The organism is Vibrio hibernica (assembly GCF_015223435.1).
Classification (GTDB): domain Bacteria; phylum Pseudomonadota; class Gammaproteobacteria; order Enterobacterales; family Vibrionaceae; genus Vibrio; species Vibrio hibernica.
In genome coordinates this window covers 142668-168410 of record NZ_VHKO01000002.1, presented here as the reverse complement: position 1 = coordinate 168410, position 25743 = coordinate 142668, and the positions used below count along the sequence as shown (strand labels likewise).

Annotated in this window: 19 protein-coding genes; 17 read left to right on the top strand and 2 right to left on the bottom strand. The window is 38.0% G+C overall.

The genetic code is table 11. From position 1 onward, the window contains the following. From FH976_RS02065 to rmf, 13 genes are all read left to right on the top strand, one after another. Window positions 1-474, top strand: coding sequence for a GAF domain-containing protein (locus tag FH976_RS02065; protein ID WP_194089247.1), 474 nt, complete (start codon window positions 1-3; stop codon window positions 472-474). A gap of 102 nt (window positions 475-576) precedes the next feature. Further along, window positions 577-1218 carry an RNA chaperone ProQ gene (gene proQ, locus FH976_RS02060; RefSeq protein WP_194089246.1) on the top strand — a complete coding sequence of 214 codons (642 nt, stop codon included), beginning with the start codon at window positions 577-579 and terminating at the stop codon, window positions 1216-1218. A 17-nt stretch (window positions 1219-1235) separates the two neighbouring features. After that, the gene (gene prc / locus FH976_RS02055; RefSeq protein WP_194089245.1) at window positions 1236-3239 is read left to right on the top strand and encodes a carboxy terminal-processing peptidase; all 2004 of its coding nucleotides are present in this window, start codon (window positions 1236-1238) and stop codon (window positions 3237-3239) included. A gap of 163 nt (window positions 3240-3402) precedes the next feature. Then, window positions 3403-4071, top strand: coding sequence for a lipocalin family protein (locus FH976_RS02050; protein ID WP_194089244.1), 669 nt, complete (start codon window positions 3403-3405; stop codon window positions 4069-4071). 174 nt (window positions 4072-4245) lie between these two features. Then, window positions 4246-6852, top strand: coding sequence for an aminopeptidase N (gene pepN / locus FH976_RS02045; protein ID WP_194089243.1), 2607 nt, complete (start codon window positions 4246-4248; stop codon window positions 6850-6852). Window positions 6853-7170: 318 nt separating this feature from the next. Next, window positions 7171-12018, top strand: coding sequence for an NAD-glutamate dehydrogenase (locus tag FH976_RS02040; protein ID WP_194089242.1), 4848 nt, complete (start codon window positions 7171-7173; stop codon window positions 12016-12018). A gap of 162 nt (window positions 12019-12180) precedes the next feature. After that, entirely contained in the window at window positions 12181-13191 is a 1011-nt protein-coding gene (pyrD, locus tag FH976_RS02035; RefSeq protein ID WP_194089241.1) for a quinone-dependent dihydroorotate dehydrogenase, read from the top strand. A 153-nt stretch (window positions 13192-13344) separates the two neighbouring features. Then, window positions 13345-13887, top strand: coding sequence for a cell division protein ZapC (locus FH976_RS02030; RefSeq protein ID WP_194089240.1), 543 nt, complete (start codon window positions 13345-13347; stop codon window positions 13885-13887). A 597-nt stretch (window positions 13888-14484) separates the two neighbouring features. Next, on the top strand, window positions 14485-16623 hold the full coding sequence (gene rlmKL, locus FH976_RS02025; protein ID WP_194089239.1) for a bifunctional 23S rRNA (guanine(2069)-N(7))-methyltransferase RlmK/23S rRNA (guanine(2445)-N(2))-methyltransferase RlmL: 2139 nt from the start codon (window positions 14485-14487) through the stop codon (window positions 16621-16623). 45 nt (window positions 16624-16668) lie between these two features. Then, a complete protein-coding gene (locus tag FH976_RS02020; protein WP_194089238.1) occupies window positions 16669-16992 on the top strand; it encodes a glutaredoxin family protein in 324 nt (107 codons plus the stop codon). Beyond that, on the top strand, window positions 16979-18913 hold the full coding sequence (locus FH976_RS02015; RefSeq protein WP_194089237.1) for an ABC transporter ATP-binding protein: 1935 nt from the start codon (window positions 16979-16981) through the stop codon (window positions 18911-18913). The genes FH976_RS02020 and FH976_RS02015 overlap by 14 nt, the downstream gene beginning before the upstream one ends. Window positions 18914-18947: 34 nt before the next feature. Then, window positions 18948-20918 (top strand): DUF3466 family protein, encoded by a 1971-nt coding sequence (locus tag FH976_RS02010; protein WP_228767309.1) that lies wholly within the window; start codon window positions 18948-18950, stop codon window positions 20916-20918. A 161-nt stretch (window positions 20919-21079) separates the two neighbouring features. Next, a complete protein-coding gene (gene rmf / locus FH976_RS02005; RefSeq protein WP_194089236.1) occupies window positions 21080-21253 on the top strand; it encodes a ribosome modulation factor in 174 nt (57 codons plus the stop codon). A 136-nt stretch (window positions 21254-21389) separates the two neighbouring features. On the opposite strand, the gene fabA is transcribed toward rmf, so the two are convergent. Further along, window positions 21390-21914 (bottom strand): bifunctional 3-hydroxydecanoyl-ACP dehydratase/trans-2-decenoyl-ACP isomerase, encoded by a 525-nt coding sequence (fabA, locus tag FH976_RS02000; protein ID WP_194089235.1) that lies wholly within the window; start codon window positions 21912-21914, stop codon window positions 21390-21392. A gap of 64 nt (window positions 21915-21978) precedes the next feature. Next, on the bottom strand, window positions 21979-23649 hold the full coding sequence (locus tag FH976_RS01995) for a S16 family serine protease (RefSeq protein ID WP_194089234.1): 1671 nt from the start codon (window positions 23647-23649) through the stop codon (window positions 21979-21981). Window positions 23650-23878: 229 nt separating this feature from the next. On the opposite strand from FH976_RS01995, the gene matP reads away from it, so the two are divergent. The 4 genes from matP (at window position 23879) to FH976_RS01975 (ending at window position 25726) form a co-directional block, all read left to right on the top strand. After that, window positions 23879-24328: a macrodomain Ter protein MatP gene (matP, locus tag FH976_RS01990; protein WP_194089233.1), complete on the top strand. Its 450-nt coding sequence runs from the start codon at window positions 23879-23881 to the stop codon at window positions 24326-24328. Window positions 24329-24491: 163 nt separating this feature from the next. Beyond that, the gene (locus FH976_RS01985; RefSeq protein WP_194089232.1) at window positions 24492-24788 is read left to right on the top strand and encodes a c-type cytochrome; all 297 of its coding nucleotides are present in this window, start codon (window positions 24492-24494) and stop codon (window positions 24786-24788) included. A 147-nt stretch (window positions 24789-24935) separates the two neighbouring features. Beyond that, window positions 24936-25313: a phage protein gene (locus tag FH976_RS01980; RefSeq protein WP_194089231.1), complete on the top strand. Its 378-nt coding sequence runs from the start codon at window positions 24936-24938 to the stop codon at window positions 25311-25313. Between the two features lie 77 nt (window positions 25314-25390). Beyond that, window positions 25391-25726 carry a hypothetical protein gene (locus FH976_RS01975; RefSeq protein ID WP_194089230.1) on the top strand — a complete coding sequence of 112 codons (336 nt, stop codon included), beginning with the start codon at window positions 25391-25393 and terminating at the stop codon, window positions 25724-25726. Window positions 25727-25743 lie beyond the last annotated feature (17 nt).

Here is a 25743-nt window from a genome sequence, read left to right as displayed (position 1 = left end):
ATGTCGAATAAGTTGTACTCGCGTTTAACTGCACAGGTTGTCGCGTTGATTGAGTCAGAAACGGATCTTATCGCGAATTTAGCTAATATTAGCTCTATATTGAATATGGAGCTGGAATCTATCAATTGGGTTGGTTTCTACTTACTAAAAGGAGATGAATTAGTATTAGGACCTTTCCAAGGTAACCCAGCATGTGTTCGTATTCCTGTTGGCCGTGGAGTCTGTGGTACTGCTGTATCAGAAAACAGAGTACAAAGAGTGTCAGATGTTCATGAATTTTCAGGACATATCGCTTGTGATGCAAATAGTAATTCTGAGATCGTGATACCGTTTTCTGTAAACAATCAAATCATTGGTGTGTTAGATATTGATAGCCCAGAATTTAACCGATTTGATGAGGAGGACGAAAAAGGGCTGTTGGAATTGATGAAAGAAGTAGAAATTGTCCTCCAAACACATATTTCACCACTATAATTTGCATGTGTTGGTGGTTTTTCATTTCCATCTCTCTATAATAGCTAAAATATTTTTATGAACACCCGTGCGGAAAATTTCCCGCATTAATCAGGACCCCCCATGGAAAACACTGAAAAGTTAAAAAACAGCAAAGAAGTAATTGTATATATTGCTGAACGTTTCCCACTATGCTTTACCCTTGAAGGAGAAGCTAAGCCTCTTAAAATTGGTATCTTCCAAGATCTTGCTGAGCGTTTGAGTGACGATGAAAAAGTTAGCAAAACTCAATTACGTGCAGCATTACGTCAATACACATCATCTTGGCGTTATCTTCATGGTGTAAAACTAGGTGCAGAACGTGTTGACCTTGATGGTAATACGTGTGGTGAATTAGAAGCTGAGCATGTTGAGCATGCAAAAACAGCATTAGCAGAAAGTAAGGCTCGCGTTCAAGCTCGTCGTAAAGAGCAAGCGGATAAAAACCGTGAAGAAAGAGCGGCTAAAGTAAAATCTAAAGCGCCACGTAAACCGAAAACAGATTCAAAACCAAACGTCGATTCTAAACCTAAAACGGCAAAGCCGGCAGTAGTTGAAACTCGTGAATTGAAATCTGATGAAATTGTTCTTGGTAAAGATATTAATGTGAATATGGGTCAAGGCAATATGGCAGCAACTATTGTCGAAATTAACAAGGATGATGTACGTGTTCGCCTTGCTAACGGCTTGCAAATGGTCGTGAAAGCGGAGCACTTACGCGTATAAAGGGGATAATCCTACGCATGAATTTCCGATTAAAAGTGTCATTACTTGCTGTTAGCCTTGTGCTAGCAGCAAACTCAACATTGGCAGCCGAAGCTAAGATTAAAGAGTCTCAAATTCCGGTTCTTACTCCTGAAGCTCAGCATGCTATTGCCAGTCAACGAGTTGCTTCTCGCTTTACTCGTTCTCATTACAAACATTTCAAACTTGATGATGCTTTTTCAAAAGGCATTTTTGATCGCTATCTTGAATCCATTGATTACAGCCGTAATGTTTTTACGCAATCTGATATTGATAACTTTAAACCATTTGAAACAGAAATTGATGATCAGCTAAAGTCTGGTGATACAACGGCTGCTTTTGATATGTTTAATTTATCAATGAAGCGTCGGTACGAGCGGTTCTCTTATGCATTGACACTACTTGATCATGAGATCAAGTTTGATACCGATGAAAGAATGGAATTGGATCGCTCGAAAGCTGAATGGCCAAAGAGTGAGGCTGAAGTTGATGAACTTTGGCGACAACGTGTAAAATACGATGCACTAAATTTAAAGTTAACAGGTAAGAAGTGGCCTGAAATAAAAGAATTACTCACTAAACGCTATAATAATGCCATTAAACGCATAACTCAGGCACACAGTGAAGATGTATTCCAAATTTATATGAATGCATTTGCTCGTCAAGTGGATCCACATACTAGCTATTTATCTCCACGATCTGCAGATGAATTTCAAGCGGAAATGAGCCTATCACTTGAAGGTATTGGCGCAGTCCTTCAATCTGATGATGATTACACGACTATTCGTTCATTAGTCACTGGTGGGCCAGCGGCAGGTTCTAAGCAATTAGCCGAAGGTGATAAAATTATCGCTGTAGGGCAAGATGGTAAGAAACTGGTTGATATTATTGGCATGCGTTTAGATGATGTTGTGCAATTAATCAAAGGACCAAAAGGAACTAAGGTTAAATTACAGGTATTACCAGCGGGTAAGAATGCAAAAAGTCACGTTGTCACAATTGTTAGAGATAAGATTCGTTTAGAAGATCGTGCGGTAAAATCGAAAATTATTAAACAAAACGGTAAAAAAATTGGTGTACTTGAAGTACCAAGCTTTTATGTTGGTTTATCGAAAGATACTGCAAAACTATTGGTCGATCTGAATAAACAGAAAGTCGATGGTATTGTTGTCGATTTACGCAACAATGGTGGTGGCGCACTGACAGAGGCTATTGATCTATCAGGCTTATTCATCACGAAAGGGCCAGTGGTTCAAGTTCGTGATAGTTATGATCGAGTGAATGTAGATAGTGATACTGATGGTATCGAAAACTACGAAGGTCCTATGACGGTCTTAATAAATCGCTATAGTGCTTCTGCTTCTGAAATCTTTGCCGCAGCAATGCAAGATTATGATCGCGCTGTCATTGTGGGTGAAAATTCTTATGGTAAAGGAACGGTTCAACAGCATCGTTCACTAACGCACATTTACGATAACTTTGATAAGCCATTAGGTTTTGTACAATATACAATCCAAAAATTCTACCGGATTAGTGGTGGTAGTACTCAACGTAAAGGTGTAGCTCCAGATATTACATTCCCAGCAGCCATCGCACCTAAAGATACGGGTGAAAGTGTTGAAGATAATGCATTACCTTGGGATCAAATCGCAAAAGCAAATTATGAACCAGTCGTTAAAGTACCAGATGAGCAAGCCTTAGTTACCAAACTTACTGAGCAGCATAAAACACGTATTGCGAGTAATTTAGAGTTTAAATTCATTAATGAAGATATTGCGAAGTATCAAGCTGAAAAAGATGATACAACGATTTCCCTTAATGAAAAATTCCGCGAACAAGAATCTGAGAAAGAAGATCAACTGAAACTTGAACGCATCAATATGCGTCAAAAAGCGTCGGGAAAACCAGCGTTTAAAAAGTTAGATGATATTCCTAAAGATTATGAAGCACCCGATGCTTATCTTGACGAAGCTGTCTCAATTACTGCAGATATGAGTCGTTAGTTCATTCTCTGAGAAATAATAAAAATCTATGAAGTCATTAGTATATTGCTAATGGCTTCATTTTTTTATAGCTAATAATTAAATTGTTGCCAAAACATATTTGCGAGTTAAGTCACATCACCTAAGCTTTAGATATAATGATATCGATGAAGGTGCTTTGCTTATGTGGAAAAGTACATTAATTCTATTGTGTTCTTTGACTGTCGGTGCAACTACGGTTGAAATCCCTAAAAAAATGGATATGTTTTTATTTGAAAATCCATTTTTAATTGGCAGCTGGTATGTGTTCAACCCATCAGCGCAAGAATTAGCGGATGACTTTTTGTATATTCATTTACAGCTTGAGTCTAATTATCGATTTACAATAGCAATTAAGAGGAAAGATTTATCAACAGATACCTGGAAAGGAGATTTCACTGCTGATAATGGTACTTTAACTTTGGGTTCAAATTCCCAAGCCCCACAAATTTATTCTTATGATGTAAATCCAAGTCAACTAATGCTTAATGGTGTCATATTCATAAAAACCATGCCAACTCACTTAGCTGGAAAATGGCATAGTACTCATATTACAGGTAAAGACGTTACTCCAAGTCAACTGGTTGATATTGATCTAAATCTCGATCCTAATTTTTATTTCGCCATACATACGATTACTGGTAATGGTAAAATTAAGTACCGAGAAGGCGTCTATTATATTGAGGATAATAATATTTATTTTATCTATAAAGATGGTGAACAAACCTCCCAATTTTCGATTCAACCCAAGCAACTTGTGTTATCAAGCACAGACGATGACATGTATATCGCTTTTCAGAAAGATAAACCTTAGCACTAGAATGACGTTAATTTAATATTTCAATATTCTGGTCTAATTAAGCTTTTTCTCTTTGTGATATGGGAAATTTTAAACAATTATGTAAGAATGGAAGACTAAATCTAGTCATAGTATCGATGGCCTAGATTGTTATTTTAGATCAATTGATACCATTAAAAGGGAATAATAATGAGCCAAATGCCTCAAGCAAAATATCGCAAAGATTATACTTCTCCTGAATTTACTATCACCGAACTCGATCTCACCTTTGATCTCTATGATGAGAATACAACGGTGACTGCGGTATCTAAAGTATTCAAGCAAGGGACATCAAATAGCTTGATCCTAGATGGAGAGCATATAGAACTTGTCAGTATTAAAATTGATGAAACTCACTGGGAAGATTATCAGTTAAAGGATACTCAGCTGATAATTAATAGCTTACCAAATAAATTTATATTAACGATTGAAACGAGATTAAATCCTTCTTCAAATACTGCACTTGAAGGCTTGTACAAATCTGGCGGGGCATTCTGTACTCAGTGTGAAGCGGAAGGTTTTAGGCGTATTACTTACTTTCTAGATCGCCCCGATGTTTTAGCTAAATACACCACAACAGTCATTGCAGATAAAGCCGAAAATCCATATTTATTGAGTAATGGAAATCGCATTGATAGTGGTGATTTAGAGAATGGTCGTCATTGGGTTAAATGGCAGGACCCACATCCTAAACCATCTTATTTATTTGCATTGGTAGCAGGTGAGTTTGATGTTTTACGCGATGTGTTCACAACTCAATCAGGTCGAAAAGTAGATCTTGAGATCTTTGTTGATAAAGGCAACCTAGATAGAGCGCCTCATGCGATGACATCTTTAATTAATGCTATGAAGTGGGATGAGGAACGCTTTGGTTTAGAGTATGACCTTGATATTTATATGATTGTTGCCGTTGATTTCTTTAATATGGGCGCAATGGAAAATAAAGGTTTAAACGTATTTAATTCAAAATATGTCCTCGCCAATGCTCAAACGGCAACCGATACAGATTATTTAGGCATTGAAGCGGTGATCGGTCATGAATACTTTCATAACTGGACAGGAAATCGGATTACATGTCGTGACTGGTTCCAGTTAAGCTTAAAAGAAGGTTTGACCGTTTTTCGTGATCAGGAATTTTCATCAGATTTAGGCTCGCGTGCAGTTAATCGAATTAACAATGTTCGTATTATTCGTGGACCACAATTTGCCGAAGACTCAAGTCCAATGTCACATCCAATTCGTCCTGATAAAGTGATAGAAATGAATAACTTCTATACTTTGACTGTGTATGAAAAGGGCTGTGAAGTGATCCGAATGATCCATACATTACTTGGCGAAGAGAGCTTTCAAAAAGGTATAAAACTTTACGTTGAGCGCCATGATGGTACTGCTGCGACATGCGATGATTTTGTGGCTGCAATGGAAGATGCCTCTGGGGTGGATTTGACGCAATTCCGACTATGGTATAGCCAATCCGGTACACCAACAGTAAAAGTATCAACTGAATATAATGCCGATACAAAAGTATTTACATTACAGCTTGAGCAAAAAACGCCTGCGACACAAGATCAACCAGAAAAACAAGCACTCCATATTCCAATGAATATCGAACTATATCAGCCTAATGGCCAGGTCATCCCACTTCAAATTGACGGTAAAGTTATTGATAACGTATTGGATTTTAAACAAGAAAAACAAATCTTCAAGTTTGAAAATGTGGAAGAGCAACCCATTATTTCGTTGTTGAGAGAGTTCTCTGCGCCGGTGAAGTTAGAATACGATTATTCAGACCAAGATTTAATGTTCTTAATGGTGAATGCTCAAAATGAATTCGCTCGTTGGGATGCCGGTCAAAATTTAATTGCTAAATATTTACGTAGCAATATTACCGCCTACCAAACGAATCAAGTATTTGAACTTAATAGTAATGTTATTGATGCATTTAGAGGTGTGATTTTAAGTGAAGAGCTAGAGTATGCTTTTATTGCTGAAATGCTTACTCTGCCAAGTCAAAACGAAGTGGCGGGTTGGTTCAAGCCAATTGATGTTGATGCGATTAATGAAGCTCTTGGGTTTATGAAGAAAACTTTAGCGGCTGAGTTGATTGATGAATTAACTGCAACATACCATAGCTTGAAACAAGATGACTATAGCATTGAACATACTGCAATTGGCCAACGTTCACTTCGCAATGTTTGTTTATCTTACCTTGCGACAACAGAGTTAGGTGAAAAGTTAGTTAGCCAGCAGTTTGAATTAGCAAACAATATGACTGACACAATGGCAGCAATGGGAGCTGCAAACCAAGCTCAGCTCGAATGTCGTGAAAAGTTAATGACAACGTTTAGTGATAGATGGAGCCATGATGGATTAGTGATGGATAAATGGTTTATGTTACAAGGAACCAATCCAGCAGAAGATGCTTTAGAAGTCATTAAAGCGACAATGGATCATTCTGCATTTAGTTTGAGAAATCCAAACCGTACTCGTAGCTTAGTCGGTGCTTTCTTTAATAGTAATCCTGTTAACTTCCACGCTATTGATGGTTCAGGTTATCGCTTCGCTGGTGAGATTTTAGAATTTTTAAACACAAGCAATCCTCAAGTGGCATCACGTATGATTGATCCATTATTGAAATACCGTCAGTACGATGACGCTCGTCAAAAGTTGATTCGTTTAGAACTTGAGAAATTATCTAAATTAGAGAACTTAGCGAAAGATCTGTTTGAAAAAATCAATAAAGCTCTTGATGCATAAAGATTACGATTTTTACTCATAGAATTAAAAAGTGGCGATCCAATTGGGCCGCCACTTTTTTTATTACATTTTTCTTTAAGAATAAAAAATTGAGTAAGATTTATTTTTTAGTGATTAACAATGGATTATTCTAATTACTTAGAGGTATGAAGGTGAGTCAATCTCACAAAACCAATTTTTATTCCATAGATTAGGCACTAAAACAATTAACTTTATAGCAATATACCTCTTACAATAAGAGAGTAGATTGCAAAATATAAACACCGAGCTTTATGCGATCCTAAAGTTAATTGTCTATCCAATGATTGGAGTAAAAAGATGCCATCTAGTGAAAAAATTGTTCCAGTGTTACTCGAAAAAGTATATCAGCTCATTAAGGATAAATTAGAGTCACCTTCACAAGAATTAGTGACCCATTTAGCTGAACATATTTATAGTAATATTTCACAAGATGATCTCTTTCAAAGGAATGAATCAGATCTATACGGCGCAGTTATGAGCCTTTGGCAACATGTGTCTGGTAAAAAGGAAGAACAAGTTTCTGTCCACGTATTTAATCCAACTCTTAGTCGACAAGGTTGGCAGTCAACACATACTATTATTGAAATTGTAGTGCCGGATACTGCTTTTTTAGTCGATTCAATCAAAATGGTATTATCACGATTCGATCTTACTAGTCACCTTATGGCCAATGGCCCAACTCAAATTGAATATAACAATGGGCAGGTTTGCGGTATCAATAATGGCAACGGTGGGATGCAATCTTTATTTCATATCGAAATAGATCGCCTTACCGATAAGCAATGCATGGCAGATTTAAAAGCCGAATTATTGTCTGTTATTCAAGATGTTAAACTTGTCGTTTCTGATTGGCAATCGATGAGCTCCCAGTTAAATTCTGTGATTGAGTTGACAGAAAAACAAAGAAAACATATCCCAGTGGAGGCTGATCGTTTAGATGCTGGTTTTGCTTTCTTACGTTGGCTTGGAGAGCATAACTTTACGTTTATGGGGTATAAGGAATATGACTTATTACCGATAGACGGAGATTATGAACTTGTCCCGTCTAGCGGTGAGGCGTTAGGTTTATTAAAGCAAGAACAACGAGTGCAAAGTAGTGTTCGTCTTTCTACGTTATCTGATTTAGCCAAGTTAGAAGCAAAAAAACCAGATTTACTGATGTTAACCAAAGGCAGCCATGCTTCAACTATTCATCGACCTGCTTACACCGATTATGTTGGTATTAAGAAATTTGATGAAAATGGCAAAGTGGTCGGTGAACATCGATTTATTGGTCTCTACACTTCTGCTGTGTATAACCAAAGTGTTGAAAATATTCCTCTTATTCGCGACAAAGTGGCGCGTATCCTCTATTCCAGTGGTTATCTTAAAGGGTCGTATTCCTGGAAGGCTTTACATAATATTTTAGAAAATTACCCAAGAGATGAACTGCTTCAAGCAAAAGAAGACGAATTACTAGAAGTTGGAATGGGCGTAGTCCAAATGCAAGACAGGGATCTCCTGCGATTATTTGTTCGTAAAGACCCATTTGGACGTTTTTATAGCTGTATGGTTTATGTGACTAAAGACCGGTACAACACAGAACTTCGAACGAAAACTCAAAGTATTTTCCAAGACTACTTTGGTAGTGATCAAGATGTTGAGTTTACGACATACTTTTCTGAAAGCCCATTAGCTCGAACGCAATACATCGTACGAGTCGATAATAATAATCAAGATATAGATGTAAAATTGATAGAGAGGAATTTAATGGAAGCTTCTTCATCTTGGGATGACCGATTGACACAAGCTGTCATTGTTAATTTTGGCGAGAATAAAGGAACGGCATTATCGAAAGCTTATCAGGATGCTTTTCCTCGATCTTATAAAGAAGCGACATTAGCTGGAGGAACAGCGGTTGCTGATGTTGAACAGCTAGAAGCATTAAATGAAACGAATAAACTTGGCATGCTTTTTTATCGTCCTCAAGAAGCGACGAAAGATTCAAAAGCTGTTCGTTTAAAGCTTTATCATAGAGATGAACCGATCCATTTATCCGATGTTATGCCTATGTTAGAAAATTTAGGTTTGCGAGTGATCGGAGAGTCTCCTTATGAGATCGAAAAAGCAGACGGCACAATATATTGGATCTTAGATTTCTCTATGTTGCACCAAAGCAAAGATCAAGTGGATCTTAGAGAGGCAAGGGAGCGATTCCAACAAGCCTTTGCTTCTATATGGAATGGTAATTTAGAAAGCGATGGTTTTAACCGTTTAGTCTTATCAGCCAATTTAACGGGCCGAGAAATCACTATTCTACGCAGCTATGCGCGCTATATGCGTCAAGTCGGTTTTCCATTTAGCCAGCAATATATTGAAGATACATTATCCAACCATCCTGAATTAGCACAAATACTAGTCGATTTATTTGAAAAACGCTTTGATCCTAAAGTGAAATCACGTTCTAAAGCCGAAGATAAATTGATCACATTAATCAAAGCTAAACTGGATAAAGTTGATAGCTTAGATGATGACCGAATTATTCGTCGTTATATGGAAATGATGTTGGCAACCATTCGCACCAACTATTATCAAGTTGATCAAAATGGTGAACCCAAACCATGGTTGGCTCTGAAATTAACGCCTCGTAAGATCCCTGAAATTCCAGCACCTGTTCCAGAGTTTGAGATATTTGTATATGCACCTGATGTAGAAGGCGTGCATTTACGAGCAGGAAAAGTTGCTCGTGGTGGATTGCGTTGGTCAGACCGCCAGGAAGATTTCAGAACCGAAGTGCTTGGTTTAGTAAAAGCACAGCAAGTTAAAAATACCGTGATCGTTCCTGTTGGCGCTAAAGGAGGGTTTGTTTGTAAACGTCAGCAAAACTTTACAACACGCGATGAAATTTTTGCTGAAGGACAACGTTGCTATAAACGCTTCATTCGAGCATTACTCGATGTCTCCGATAACATTATTGAAGGGGAAATTGTCCCACCAGTTAATGTCGTACGTCATGATATTGATGATCCCTATTTAGTCGTGGCGGCGGATAAAGGAACGGCGACTTTTAGTGATCTTGCCAACTCCGTGGCTGCTGAGTATAACTTCTGGCTTGATGATGCTTTTGCCTCCGGTGGTTCAAATGGTTACGACCATAAAGCAATGGGGATCACTGCAAGAGGTGGCTGGGAGTCGGTTAAACGTCACTTCCGCGAAATGAATATTGATATACAAACGACCGATTTTACCTGTATTGGTATTGGTGATATGGCCGGAGATGTGTTTGGGAACGGGATGTTGTTATCTAAGCATATCCGTTTACAAGCAGCCTTTAACCATATGCATATTTTTATTGATCCAAATCCTGATGCGGCAACAAGCTGGCCAGAAAGAGAACGATTATTTAACCTACCAAGATCAAGCTGGGAAGACTATGAATCTAAGTTGATCTCTCAAGGTGGTGGGGTTTTCTCAAGACGAGCGAAATCTATTACATTGACACCTGAAATCCAAAAGATGATTGGCACACAAAAACAGTCGTTAACTCCAACTGAATTGATCAGCATGATCCTCAAAATGAAGGTTGATCTGTTATGGAATGGAGGAATTGGAACATATGTTAAATCATCAAAAGAAAGTCATACAAATGTCGGTGACAGAGCTAATGATTCATTACGAGTTGATGGCAAGGAGATAAAAGCAAAAGTCATTGGTGAAGGTGGTAACTTAGGTATGACTCAATTAGGTCGTATTGAATTTGCCTTAACTGGAGGTCGTGTTAATACTGACTTTGTTGATAATGTTGGTGGCGTGGATTGTTCTGACAATGAAGTGAATATTAAGATTTTCTTAAATGGACTTGTAGCAAATGGTGATCTCACCTTTAAACAGCGAAATGTTATTTTAGATAGCATGGAAGATGAGATCAGTGAAATCGTGCTTGATGATGCTTATTGTCAATCCGAATCTATCTCAGTACTGGAACGCCAAGGGACAGCACAAGTTAAAGAACTCATTCGCTTCATCCATACTTTAGAAAAAATGGGTAAGCTTGATCGTAACCTGGAGTCTTTACCAGATGATGAAACGTTATTAGAACGAGAGAAACATGGAAAGGGACTAACTCGACCTGAGATTTCAGTGCTTATTTCGTACTCTAAAATGGTATTAAAAGAAAATCTAGCGTGTGATGAGATAGCAAATGAAGCATATAATGCTCAGTTGTTGGTTAACTATTTCCCTAAAGAGTTACGCCGTAACTATGAAGCGCAAATGCCAACACACCCATTACGTAAAGAAATAATTGCAACGTCTCTTGCAAATCAAATGGTTAATGAGATGGGCTGTAATTTTGTTAGTCGTCTGCAAGATGAAACAGGAGCAACGGTTGTAGATATTACCAATGCTTATGTTGCTTCACGCGTTATTTTTAATGCCGCACAAATGTTTAATGCTATTAGATCGTTGGATAATAAAACAACGGCCAATATTCAATATGAACTATTAATGCTAGTACGTCGTCATTTAAGACGCTCCTCACGTTGGTTGATTCGTAATCAAATGACAAAATTAACAGTTGGTGAAATTGTCGATAAATATCAATCAGGTATTGATAGCGTTGAACAAGGATTAGCTCAATTTTTAGTTCCTTTAGAAATTAAAGAACATGATGAATTAGCAAAAGTATGGATTGAAGCTGGAGTATCTAAAGCTTTAGCAATCAATGTTTCACGATTAAGTAGCCTATATTCAGCATTAGATATTATTACTGTATCTAATGAGGTGGGTGTGGATGTTGAGAAAACAGCCTCCATATATTTTGTTTTAGGCGACCGTTTGTCTTTACATTGGTTCTTAGAGCAGATTAATAATCAGCCAATTGATAACCATTGGCAGGCTTTAGCGCGTGCTACTTTTAGAGAAGATCTTGATTGGCAACAGCGCCAACTAACCTTACAAGTTTTGGTTAGGACTGGTCAAAATATACAAATAAAAGATGTCACACTGTCACTTAATTCGTGGATTGATACTAATAAAGGATCACTGGGAAGGTGGGAAAGCATTCTGAATGAGTTTAAAGTAGGAAATGCTCATGAGTTTGCTAAGTTCTCAGTAGCGTTAAGAGAGTTGATGTTACTGAACTTAAATTGCGCAGCAAATGCATAATATTTATTGATAATAATTTAATTTGTTGATTTTAAAGACTATATAAAACTCACTAGCCGTTATCGCAAATGATTATGGCTAGTATATTTTAAGTGTCAAAGGTATACTTTGCCCCTAATTTTAGGGGCTTTTTCTTTTGAATGAATCTTTTGGGGACCAAACATGCTTTATCGTATTGCCAGAGCTGGTTTATTTCAATTCAGTGCTGAAACGGCACATGAATTTGCGATCAAAAATATCCGTCGCTTAAATGGAACACCACTTGATGTGTTTTTTCGTCAAAATTTACCAACTCGTAGTGTTGAGGTGATGGGAATTACATTTAAAAATCCGGTTGGATTAGCCGCTGGTATGGACAAAAACGGTGAAGCCATTGATGGTTTTGGCGCGATGGGATTTGGGTTTGTTGAAGTTGGAACAGTAACACCGCGCGCTCAAGCTGGTAATGATAAACCTCGTTGTTTTCGCATTATTGAAGCTGAAGGCATTGTTAACCGTATGGGCTTTAATAATGAAGGTGTCGATAAGCTAGTTGAAAATGTTAAAAAATCCCAATATAAAGGTGTGATTGGCATTAATATTGGGAAAAACAAAGACACTCCAATTGAAAAAGGGACGGAAGATTATTTAATTTGCATGGAAAAAGTGTATCCGCATGCTGGTTACATTGCTGCAAATATTTCATCGCCAAATACGCCAGGGTTGCGCTCTCTGCAATATGGTGAAGCATTAGATGAACTATTGTCGGCCTTAAAGAAAAAGCAAGCTGAGCTTGAGAAACAGCATGGCAAATATGTTCCAGTTGCATTGAAAATTGCACCGGATCTTAGTGATGATGAATTAGTGCAAATTTGTGACTCTTTGAAAAAGCATAAAATTGATGGTGTGATTGCAACCAATACTACTTTAGATCGTAGTTTAGTCGATGGCATGAAGAATGCGGATGAAATGGGTGGGTTGAGTGGTAAACCATTGCAATCTCGCAGCACCGAAGTTATTCGTCAATTATATAAAGAATTAGGTGATGAGATCCCAATTATTGGGGTCGGTGGTATTGATTCTTATATTGCAGCAAAAGAAAAAATGCAAGCAGGAGCAAAATTGGTCCAAGTTTATTCTGGCTTTATTTACAGAGGGCCAGAATTAGTAAAAGAAATAGTGAAAAACATTTAAATAATACAATATTTATATGGTTTTAGTATAAAAGAGGAAATTTGTTTTCCTCTTTTTTTTTGTCCAACCGTTTGTAGAATGAATTAATACCTAAGGGATAGACGAAAGAAGTAGAGTGTCTATTTTCACTTTATTTTAAAGAGGCAGAGGACAATGCTTAAACCAAGTGATACATGGAAATGGTATTACAATGAAACTACCAAGGCCCTCATGTTGGATCTAGGGCAGGACATGGTTTTCAGCGTAAATATTCAGACCAAAATGCTCGTTAATAATGCATTTGAATCTAATGAATTCTCTATTGATGATGCGAATAGTTTTCATACGTTTAGAGAACAAGTTGATACTCTTCCTTTGTCTGAGCCTCGCAAAGCTGAACTAGCATTAAATAGCGTAGCTGCACGTCGATTCCATAAGCCAGTACAACCTAAGAGCTGGTTCTTTTCTTCTCAAGGCGGGGACTTTGTGCCTGAAGAAGGCGAAATTGTTCATTTACGTAACTGCTATGATGAAGGGTTGTTTATGGTAGTAGAAGTAGGTGAAACAGCCAGTATATGCGTATCGGTTTCATTAAGAGACTTTAGCTTAACAGAGTCAAAAGTAATGCAATTTGGTGAGCCTATTAAGGTTATGCACGATAGATTTGCTAAAGCTTATCGACAGCACCAAGCCAATACTTACGCAATGGTTGGCTAAACGTTTACCTACTTATCTTATTTTGTTCCTTGTTGTTTTTCTGTCGGCTTTCTTTGCCGACTTTTTTTTGCCTAAAATATCAGTGATATATTTCCGGATTATCATTTTTTAGCTAATTCTATTCTGTTTATTCTAGCCACTTGGTCACGACACTTCATATTAATAACGTTCTTTTGCATATGGCAGGGGGATAAACTTTGGATCAATTGTAGTTATACTGATTTCTGAGCCATTTATTTTGGTCAAACCTCAATTATTTTAAATTATTTTAAGCCTATTTTTGTGCTCAAAATAGCACCTATCACGACCTAAGTTCCTCATTTATCGACATTCTGTAATAAAAAAACACTAAATACTCACTACTGGTATAGTCCAGATTTGAGGTGAATAAAGATGCAAATTAGTGCTCACTATCAATGCTGGCTCTTGGTTTGTGTATGTGAAAATTGCATAGATTTAAGGGGGGATATTTTAGCTAAAAATAAAACTAGAAATTGAGGGAAAGAGTTAAAAGTACGAACGGGTGAGAGATGTTCGCATCTGTATGGCATTTCAGTATATAATCGCGGTCCATTTACCAAGTTACTGACCGAGATAATGAATCAATTTTTAGCTATCACATCTAACGGCCTTGAAAACCTTCTTGCTGACGAACTTACACAGTTAGGCATTACCGATGCGAAACCAGTTCAAGCTGGGGTACGCTTTACTGCAAGCAATGCTCAAATTTATCGTTGCTGCCTATGGAGCCGTTTAGCATCTCGTTTTGTGAAGGTCCTTTCCGAGTTTTATTGCAATGATGATATGGATTTATATCTCTCGGCTTCAGCAATAAATTGGTCGAGCCATTTCTCGGTTGATAAGCGCCTTATTGTTGATTTTAACGGGACTAACCGTGAGATCCGCAATAGCCAATACGGAGCGATGAAAGTTAAAGATGCCATCGTTGATAGTTTCACTAAGAAAGATTTAGGTCGCCCTGATATTAGTAAGGAACAGCCGGATCTTCGAATTCATGTCCGTTTGCATCGCGATCGCGCTATCTTGGGAATCGATATGGTTGGCCTAGGATTACATCAACGTGGTTATCGTACAGAAGCAGGGGCTGCACCTTTACGTGAAACTCTAGCGTGTGCGGTCATTTTACGCAGTGGATGGGACAGTACGCTGCCATTACTCGATCCTATGTGTGGTTCAGGAACACTATTAATTGAAGCTGCATTGATGGCTGCGAATATGGCACCGGGTATGCAACGTCCTAAGTGGTCATTTGAATCATTAAATGATTTTGAACCTGAAACATGGACAGAAATTAAAGCCGAAGCCAGTGTTCAGGGTAGAAAAGGTCTTAAAGCACTAACTAATACTCAGTTCTTTGGTATTGATAATGATCGCCGTGTTATGCAAGCGGCAAAAGATAATGCTAAGCGAGCAGGTTTAGGCGATATCATTCAATTTCAATTAGGTGATGCGGCGAAGCTAGAAAAGCCAGCTGATTTTGATACTGGTGTTGTTATTTGTAACCCACCATATGGCGAGCGTTTAGGTACAGAGCCTGGCTTGATAGCGCTCTATACTGAATTAGGTGCTCGTTTAAAAAGTGAATTTTCAGGTAGCCAAGCTTCTATATTTTCGGCGAGTGATGAACTATTAAGCTGTTTACGCATGCGTGCTGATAAGCAATATAAGTTGAGTAATGGCGCGTTACCGTGTCACCAAAAAAACTATTCTATTACGGGTCGAGTTAATCCAGACGGTGAAACTCCACGTCAAGCCGAGCGAGAAGAAGCTCAAGTTGCTCCAGAATTTGCCAATCGCTTGAAAAAGAACATCGCTAAAATTGGTAAGTGGGCAAAACGAGAGCAATTAGATTGCTACCGAGCCTACGACGCTGATCTGCCTAATTATAATGTCGCCATTGATTTGTATCTCGATCAAGTCGTCATTCAAGAATATTCAGCACCCAAAACCATTCCTGAAGATGTGGCAAAACGCCGTCTCACTGATATTATTCGAGCCACAATCCAAGTATTAGGTGTGGATGCGAATAAGGTTGTTTTAAAAACTCGTGAGAAACAAAAAGGTAAGCGTCAATACCAAAAGCTTTCTCAAGATTCTGAATACTTACAAGTTAATGAATACGGTGTGAAATTGCTGGTTAATCTACAAGATTATTTAGATACCGGTTTATTTTTAGATCATAAGTTAACTCGCCGTCGCTTAGGGCAAATGTCAGCAGGTAAAGATTTTTTAAATTTGTTCGCTTATACGGGAAGTGCGAGCGTACATGCTGCGGCAGGCGGTGCTAAATCTACCACAACCGTTGATATGTCGAATACCTATTTACAGTGGGCTCAGCGCAATATGGAACTTAACGGTTTCACTGGCGATGCACACCAATTTGAACAGGCTGATTGTTTGCAATGGCTTAAACATGAAGATCGTCAATTTGACTTGATTTTCATCGATCCACCGACATTTTCAAACTCAAAGCGTATGGAAGATACCTTTGATGTTCAACGTGACCATTTAAATTTAATGGAAGACCTAAAACGCCTCATGCGTCAAGATGGCATCGTAGTGTTCTCTAATAATAAACGTCAATTCAAGATGGATTTAGAGGGGCTAGCTGAGCTAGGTTTACAAGCTGAGAATATATCAGAAAAGACTAGGCCTTTAGATTTCGAGCGTAATAAACATATTCATAATTGTTGGATTATTACCCATCAAAAATAATATTCCTACTCGAAAGCTATATTTTAAATAGAACAGGAAGTAGATGTGTTAACGCTTTACTCAACATCAGGCTGTCATTTATGCGAAATGGCATTTAGCCAACTACAGCAGCTTAATCTCGGTGATAAAGTTGATGTTGTTGATATTGCCTTTGACGATGAATTATTTTCTAGTTACGGTGTCACCATTCCTGTTCTAGCTTTTACCAAAGAGTATGTTGAAAAAACAAAGATTCAAAACATGGATTATCAAGCTGTTGCATCCGAAAGAACAGCTAACCCAAAAGAAACTCTTCAACCAATTGAGTTATTTTGGCCTTTTAATATTGAAGAATTACAAGTGTGGTTAAAACAAAATGGCATTAATTAGTATCCATAATGGCCAATTGGCCTTTGGCGATCATCCTTTATTAGATAAGGCTGACTTTTCATTACAACAAAACGAAAGAGTGTGTTTGGTTGGTCGTAATGGGGCAGGCAAGTCCACCATGATGAAAGTGCTATCTGGCGAAATCATTATGGATGATGGGAAAATTCAAATTACACAAGATGTAGTTGTATCGCGTTTAGAACAAGATCCGCCACGAAATGCTGAAGGCACGGTTTATGATTATGTTGCTGAAGGTGTTGCCGAAGTTGGAGCGTTGCTGAAAGAATACCATCATCAACTCGATATAATGATGGAAGATCCTTCTGAAAAAAACATCAACCGCCTTGCTAAGGTTCAAGAGCAGCTTGACCATAATGATGGTTGGCGCTTGGAAGATCGCATCAAAAATATCCTTGCCTCTTTATCTTTAGATGAGAATGCTTTACTGACTAGCTTATCAGGTGGTTGGCAGCGTAAAGCCGCTTTGGCCAGAGCATTAGTATGCGACCCTGATGTATTGCTACTAGATGAACCAACCAACCACTTAGATGTGACTACGATTGAATGGTTAGAAGCATTTCTAAAAGACTTCCGTGGCTCTATTATCTTTATCTCGCATGACCGTGCATTTATCCAATCAATGGCGACACGTATTATTGATTTGGATCGTGGTAACTTGAGTTCTTTCCCTGGGAATTACTCTCAATACCTTATTGATAAAGAAGAGGCATTACGCGTTGAAGAAATGCAAAATGCGGAATTTGATAAGAAACTCGCGCAAGAAGAAGTCTGGATCCGTCAAGGTATTAAAGCTCGACGTACTCGTAATGAAGGGCGTGTACGTGCTTTAAAACAATTGCGAGAAGAGCGCTCTGATCGCCGTGAAGTCGTGGGTAAAGCCAACATCCAAATCGATGAGTCGAACCGCTCTGGCAAAATTATATTTGAAGCTGAAAATATCAATTACCAGATTGATGGCAAGACCATTGTTAAAGACTTTAGCTTTAACATCATGCGTGGTGACCGTATCGCGCTTATTGGCCCAAATGGTTGCGGTAAAAGTACCTTATTGAAGCTTTTACTGGATCAATTAAAACCAGATTCTGGCCGTTTACATTGCGGTACTAAATTAGAAGTGGCGTATTTCGACCAATATCGTGAAATTCTAGATCCTGAAAAAACGGTTATGGATAACTTAGCCGACGGAAAACAAGAAGTCACTGTCGGTGGTCGTACTCGTCATGCTCTAGGGTATTTACAAGACTTCCTATTTGCGCCTAAACGAGCTCGAACACCAGTAAAAGCGCTCTCTGGTGGTGAGAAAAACCGTTTACTATTAGCAAAATTATTCCTCAAATCGAACAATTTATTAATACTCGATGAACCAACCAATGATTTAGATATAGAAACATTGGAACTTTTAGAAGATTTGCTTGCCAACTATCAGGGTACTTTGCTTCTTGTTAGTCACGATCGTCAATTTGTTGATAATACAGTGACAACCAGCTGGATTTTTGAAGGTGAAGGTAAGATTGAAGAATTTGTCGGTGGGTATCACGATGCTCAAGCTCAACGCTTACAAGTTTTAGCCACTAGAGGTGACACTGTAGTTAACAGTTCATCGGCTAAAGAAGCAGCAAAAGAAAGCATAGCAGTTGAAGAAAGTCCCAAACCTCAACCGATAGAGACGAAATCGAAGAAGTTATCCTATAAGCTGCAACGAGAACTCGAAGCTTTACCTAAAGTATTGGAAGCTCTTGAAGCCGAAATAGAACAATTGCAAGTACAGGTCAATCAACCTGATTTCTTTGCCCAGAGTAGCGATAAAACACAATCAACGTTGGATCGTTTACACGCTGCTGAACAAGAATTAGAAACTGCATTTGAGCGATGGGAAGAACTGGAATCGATGCAGTGCTAATAATTATTAGCACTATTATGGAACTAAGCTATTAATGATGTCAAAAACAACATTTAAATTAACATTTATTGCCGCCTCATTATTGGCGGCTCAGTCCGCTTCTGCTGCTATCTATAATGTAGTTGAAGTAACGCCAAAGATTACTGCCAATCAATATTATGGCAGTGCGATTGAATCTAAAGAAATTGATGCGACTACTGATCCTAAAGATCCCACACAGCTGGGCTGTTTTGGTACTAATCAATGTGATGAGAAAGATTATGTACTTGCCGGTGACACTCGTAATGGTACCGAAGGGATTCCATATAAAGATGAAGTACCTTTTAAAGTAGATAATACGTTTACCTATTTAGATCGTGATGATTTGAAGCGTTATTGTTATAACCAACTGGGCTATGACACATGTGAAGGTTGGGCTGATGATCAATGGTATGGAGGTGGTAACAAATCAGCTGGCGGATTAGAGCGTGAGCGTGATGCATTTTCTCAAGCAAACTATAAGAGCAATGCGTCGGCATTTAACTCTAAGAACGGTATTTTAACTAATATTCCTAGCGACTCCGTTTATAAACCAGGTGGAATAGCATCACCGGTTGATAGTACAAAAAATGTTGTTGTAACCAACTTTGGCAAAGCAACGCCTACCGCTGTTATCGGTATTACCAGCAGTGGATATTATGATGTTAATAGAAGTTATGCATTGGCATTTCGCCAGCGTGGTTTTTATGATACGACTCAGCTACTGCCGAAACAAGATGGTGCAATAGTAGAAAAAATGGGACGTACTTTTGCATATGATTCATTTGAATATAATGGGTCAACATATGCGGTTGGTTCGGCTTCCATTGCTGCCTTTGACACCGGAGATGATAATAAAGAATATAACAACGGTAGCTTAGGGCACTGTAAAACCGATGCTGATCCTGCTGCGTCATCGGATTGCCAAAACTTTGCATTTGCTACTCAAGCTTATACTTGGAATTTAGGCGCTGTGGCACCAGCTACTGCATCTGGAGTGGCTGTTTCTGGTTGGGTAGGCCAAGCTACAACGTCACCAAACCACAAGAAAGCAGCGGCTCAAGGTAGTGCACGTACTGCTGCTATTGCTCAAATTCCTGGTAATCAATATGATACTTTACCGGTATTAGGTGGGTTTAATACGCGTAGTGATGATAAAAATTTATTAATGGAAGCGGCTATTTTCTATCCTACTAAATCAGCTGGATTTTCTGTTGGTGATAATGCCTGGAGCAGTGTGTTCATTAATGGCGCCAGAGTTAAAGATGGCAGTGACTACATTTACAGCAACAGCTTAGTTAAAGCGATGAACCGCAATTTAATTGCTATTGGTGAGACGAAACGTAGTGGGCGTTATTCAGATAGTGGCGCGGCTAATAATCGTCTATTTTATACCGATGCAGCGACAGGTTCAGCAAGTAAATCACCTAATGCAGTTTACTTAACTGGTGATATATTTTTCTCGAGTGCCGGCGGTGAAGCGAATGACATCAATAACTTTAATGAAGTTGTTGGCTCTATCGATGCTGAAAAAGATCGAGAGTCAGGTGGTAAACAACGTCGTCGCCGTGGGTTCATTGACCCATTGAACTTAACAGGAACAAACCCTGATCGCCTAGCTATTTTCCAAGGCAAATCATGGTGGTTAGATAATTTAACTAACGGTGATAATGCCGACCCTAAAAATAATCAGTACCGCATCATTAATGCCACTGGAATTAATGATGATGGCGTTATTTCAGCGACTGCTATCAAATGTGAAGGTGGTTATGACAATACAACCCATAATTCATATTGTGGGGATGGCAATAGCAAAGAAAAGGTTGTCGCTGTAAAACTGGTTCCTATCGCAGGAACAACGAGTGCTGATATTACCGCTAGAAGTGGGGATAACCCTAAAGTAGAACGTGCCGGTAGTCTAGGCGTTTGGGTATTAGGCTTATTAGGCTTTATTGGGTTTAGACGGAAAAGTTCCCTGAAAAAATAATGTAAGCGTAAAACATTGTCAAATCTATCGGACTATCACAAAAAGATAGTCCGATTTTTTTTGATCTTGAGAAAAGATCAAAACTGTCCGACACTTTAAAAGTGCTGTTATAAATAGCAGCTCATAGCTATTTTCTAAATTTAAAGTAAGAGGATTGTACTATGAAGAGACAGAAACGCGATCGTTTAGACAGAGCCCAGTCTCAAGGTTATAAAGCTGGCTTAAATGGACGTTCGATGGATGACTGCCCATATCAACAAATGGATGCTAAATCTAATTGGCTAGGTGGTTGGCGCGATGCCCGTGATGATAAGAATTCGGGCATGATTAAATAATTTGAGATTAAACGTTTCGGCTCCATTTGTTCATTTTAATGGAGCCTTTATGTTACCCCTTTAACGCACTATAACTAAATATGAGTATAAAAATAAATCAGCGATAAACGCTGACTTAATCATAACAACGATTTAATTAGAAAGAAGAGGTATCTTGAAATAATCCTACTTTCAAATCTTTCGCGACATAAATTTCTTTACCATCAACCAGTACACGGCCATCAGCAAGGCCCATAACTAAACGACGATTGACAACACGCTTCATATGAATTTCGTAAGTCACTTTTTTAGCTGTTGGCAATACTTGTCCAGTAAACTTCACTTCACCTACACCTAAAGCGCGGCCTTTGCCTTCGCCGCCAACCCAACCTAGGAAGAAGCCAACAAGTTGCCACATAGCATCGAGACCAAGACAACCAGGCATAACCGGATCACCTGGGAAATGGCAATCAAAAAACCACAAATCTGGAGTGATATCGAGTTCAGCAATGATTAGACCTTTACCAAAATCGCCAGAACCAGCTTCGTCAGTAATGGTAGGGATGCGATCCATCATTAGCATGTTTGGTGCTGGAAGTTGTGGGCCTGTCGGGCCAAACAATTCACCTTTGCTTGATGCGAGAAGGTCGTCACGATTATATGAGTTACGTTTATTTTGCATTATTAAATTACTCCAAAAATAGTCTGTGTATCTTAGTGAACACGTGTAAGCTAAACAAGTCCGATCAGTAAATACCTAAAATATTTTTGATCTTATTCAAAAATCCAAAGGACATGTTCTCTGGCTTATCAAATAACTCAATGCGTTCAGATATTTTATTCAATATGGTATCTTCTTCTTCACCACGAAAGGCCTTTCCAAAAATTAATGGTAAAGCTTCATCAACTGACTCAACGGACCATAAATGAAATTGTTCATTTTTAATGGCACTAACGACATCTTTATGTAAAGAAAGATGTTTTAAATTCGTTTTTGGCAGTACAACACCTTGGTTTCCAGTTAATCCTTGATGCTGACATACATGAAAGAAACCTTCAATTTTTTCATTTAAACCACCAACAGCTTGCACTCGACCAAATTGATCAACCGCGCCAGTAACTGCAATTTGTTGGTTAATAGGGTATTCAGAAAGGGCACTAACTAAAGAACAAAGCTCAGCAAGTGATGCACTATCACCATCAACTTCACTATAAGACTGCTCAAAAACAATTGAGGCTGCGAAAGGTAGAGCTTCTTGAAGGTTAAGTTCACTACTTAAAAAAGCCTGCATTATCATCATGCCTTTTGCATGTAAATTACCACCTAACTCTGCTTTCCTTTCAACATCAGAAATATCACCATCGCCAAAATGGATTACACATGTAATACGTGCCGGCTCTCCATACGTGACAGGGTGACCAGGTATTTCAATCACCGTTAAACCGTTTACTTGTCCAATGCGCTCACCTTGAGTTTCAATAACCACCTGTCCATCCAGAATGTCATCCAGCGCACGCTGTGGTAAATATGACTGTCGGTATTCTTTATTTTCAATGGCTTGCTGAATATGTAAAGCCTCTATCGGTTCTTGATTCGACTCAATTGCAGACTCGGCTAATATGTTCCTAAGCCAGATTGGACATAGCGGCATACGCTGTTGATCTTCAGTTTGTCTCGCGGCTTCATTTAGCAATTCTTGCCAAGCGGCTAAATCGACAGGAAGAGGTAGTTTCGCTTGAGTGGCTAACCCTGAGACGTAACTTAAATATAAAGCCAGTGAAGAATGGTCTAGTTTTAAATCTTCTTCAATTTCAGCAAATAAACAGAGTTGAGTTCGAATATCTGCATCAAAGATATCTAAATCACCTAGCTGCATACGGTCACCAACAATCACAAGCTTGATATCATAAGTTTGGATTGGTTGTTCAGCCAGGATATGTTTAGGATCAGATGATATTGGTGAGCACGGGTAACCTAAAACGGCGGCTTTTAATATTGGCCAAATACGTGGGTTTGCTAAAATGATATTGGAAGAAATTATAAGGTAGCCATGGTTTGCTTGTTGCAATAGACCTATCGATTTCTGCTTAATTACGCCATCAACGGCTTTATATTGACCAAATAAAGTTTCTGGCTCAATGCTTTCGGTACAAATAATGGGGGCGGCTTTAGCGATTTGATTATCAGCTTGTAATTCAAGTAATGAGTTTTGAATAAACTGTCTATACACTAAGTTATCAGGAGAGTTAACCAGTAAAAAACGTGTAAAACCATTGAGCTTTTCAAACTGATTGAATGCTGCTTTTAATCGCGGTTGCATCGTTAAAAAACTTACCTCCTCATGAGAAGAGGACGAAAGTATATCTTCGTATTGAGAGAAGTCAGGTATTGCAGATTGCCAAGGCTCTTTTATCATTCGTAATTTGATTTCAATAAGTCTGTAAAGGGTAGGAAGTATATAGAAAAATAGCCTAACCTTATAGCGGTTTGTTATTCAATGAACTGGATTTAAATGGAAAGTGAAACCAATTTAACCTTACTTACAAATAATCTTTCAAAACATACCATTATGTGATCATACATGTTGAGAAAAAACCTAAGGATGGTTACGCTGTCACCATCAATGTGACGATAAAGGATTAGTAATGAAATATCAGCAATTAGATAATTTAGAATGTGGTTGGAAGTGGCAATATTTAGTCCGTAAGTGGAAAGATGGGGAGTTAATTACTCGATATCAAGATACAAGTGAGTCCATGGCAGCCATCGAAGGTTTGAAGAAGCTTGAACACCAACCAAACCAAGTGCTTAATTGGATGGATGAACATATGAATCCCGAACTTCATAACAAAATGAAGCAAGCAATTAGAGCAAAAAGAAAACGTCACTTTAACGCAGAGCATACGCATACAAAGAAAAAGTCCATTGATTTAGATTATGCAGTATGGGAAAAACTATCCGAACGTTCTCAAGAGCTTGGCTGTACATTATCGGATGCAATTGAATACTTAGTATCAGAGGCATCCCGTAGTGAAAAAGCCAGTAAGAAAGTATCTAATCTTAAAGCCGATTTAAGCAAGTTACTCGATTTTTAAACCATTATTTTTAACTTTTTCTTTGATGAAGGTTACATTTTTATCAATGAACTTTTTGACTCTTCTAATTTCAATGCTAGATTGTATACATAATTGTTCGTCAACTTGTTTGTACTTTGTACATAAATCATATGTAAAGCTAAACTCATTGGAGTACTAAAATATGAAAAAACTATTTTTTATTGTATTAGCGGCGTTAGCCACCACACCAGCATTGGCTGCTGATATTGCGGCAGGAAAGGCTAAAACAGCCGTATGTGCTTCTTGTCATGGTCCAGATGGTAAAGCAGTGATACCCACTTATCCTAACCTACACGGACAGAATGCCGCTTACTTAGAGAAGCAGTTAAAAGCATTTAAATCTGGTGATCGAGTTGACCCTGTAATGAAACCAATGGCCAGCATGCTATCGGATGACGATATAAAAAATGTTGCTGCTTATTATCAAAGCTTAAAATAAAAGATCTTAGGGCTGCTGAGGTTCGTATCGGCAGCCAAATTATAGACGTATTGGAAGCCTCAATTAAGTGCGCATTATGTAAGGTTATGGTAAACGTACTGTCAAATACAATAAGTTTAGAATATGAGTCTTTAGGGATTTATATTTGTGAATCGAAACGAAATGACCAAAAACTTATATTTTAGGGAATTTAAGTGTGGTCTATCAATTAAACAAACAGCAGAACTTTGTTTTAAAAGTGTGACGACGGTCAAATCATGGGATAAAGGAAAAACCATACCCCCAGAATGTAAAAGGCTAATGAGGATGGTATCTGGACGAGAATTAAGTAATGGGGATCAATGGAATGGCTTTGAAATGGTACATGACCGCTTAATTATCCCGACTGGTCAAAAGGCATCGCCACAACAAATAATAATAGGTCTAAGCTTATTAGAATGCAGTACGGAGGCTGATTTAAGAGTAATCAGAAATATATTAAAAATCTCAATGGCAATCAGTAAAATAAAAAATATGGGAACATAATTTAAACTGTTATATTTTTATATTGTCTAATAAAGACAAATAAAAAATAATATGGCAGTTTTAATTTTAGGTGATTTATGACTTATATAATAACATTCCCAGTTTTATACCAACATGTAAAAACTAAAGAACTAGAAATTTATCATGTTACATATTCTTGTTTATATCTATTTTTTCATTTTAGTCATTTACTTGAAAAACCATGCTGGGGCACTATTCAGGATATTTATTTTGATGAAGAATACTGTGATGAAAATTTTCAACTTAAAGAAAAATTCAGACTTTTTTTTGAAAATTGTCAAAGAGAATTCTACGAATTAGATATGGATGAAGATGTAGATAACGAAGATAATGAATTTAACGATCATCTTTTAAGTAGTATCCTTGGGATTCATAGCTCAGATAGAAACTAAATCAATAATCAATATAT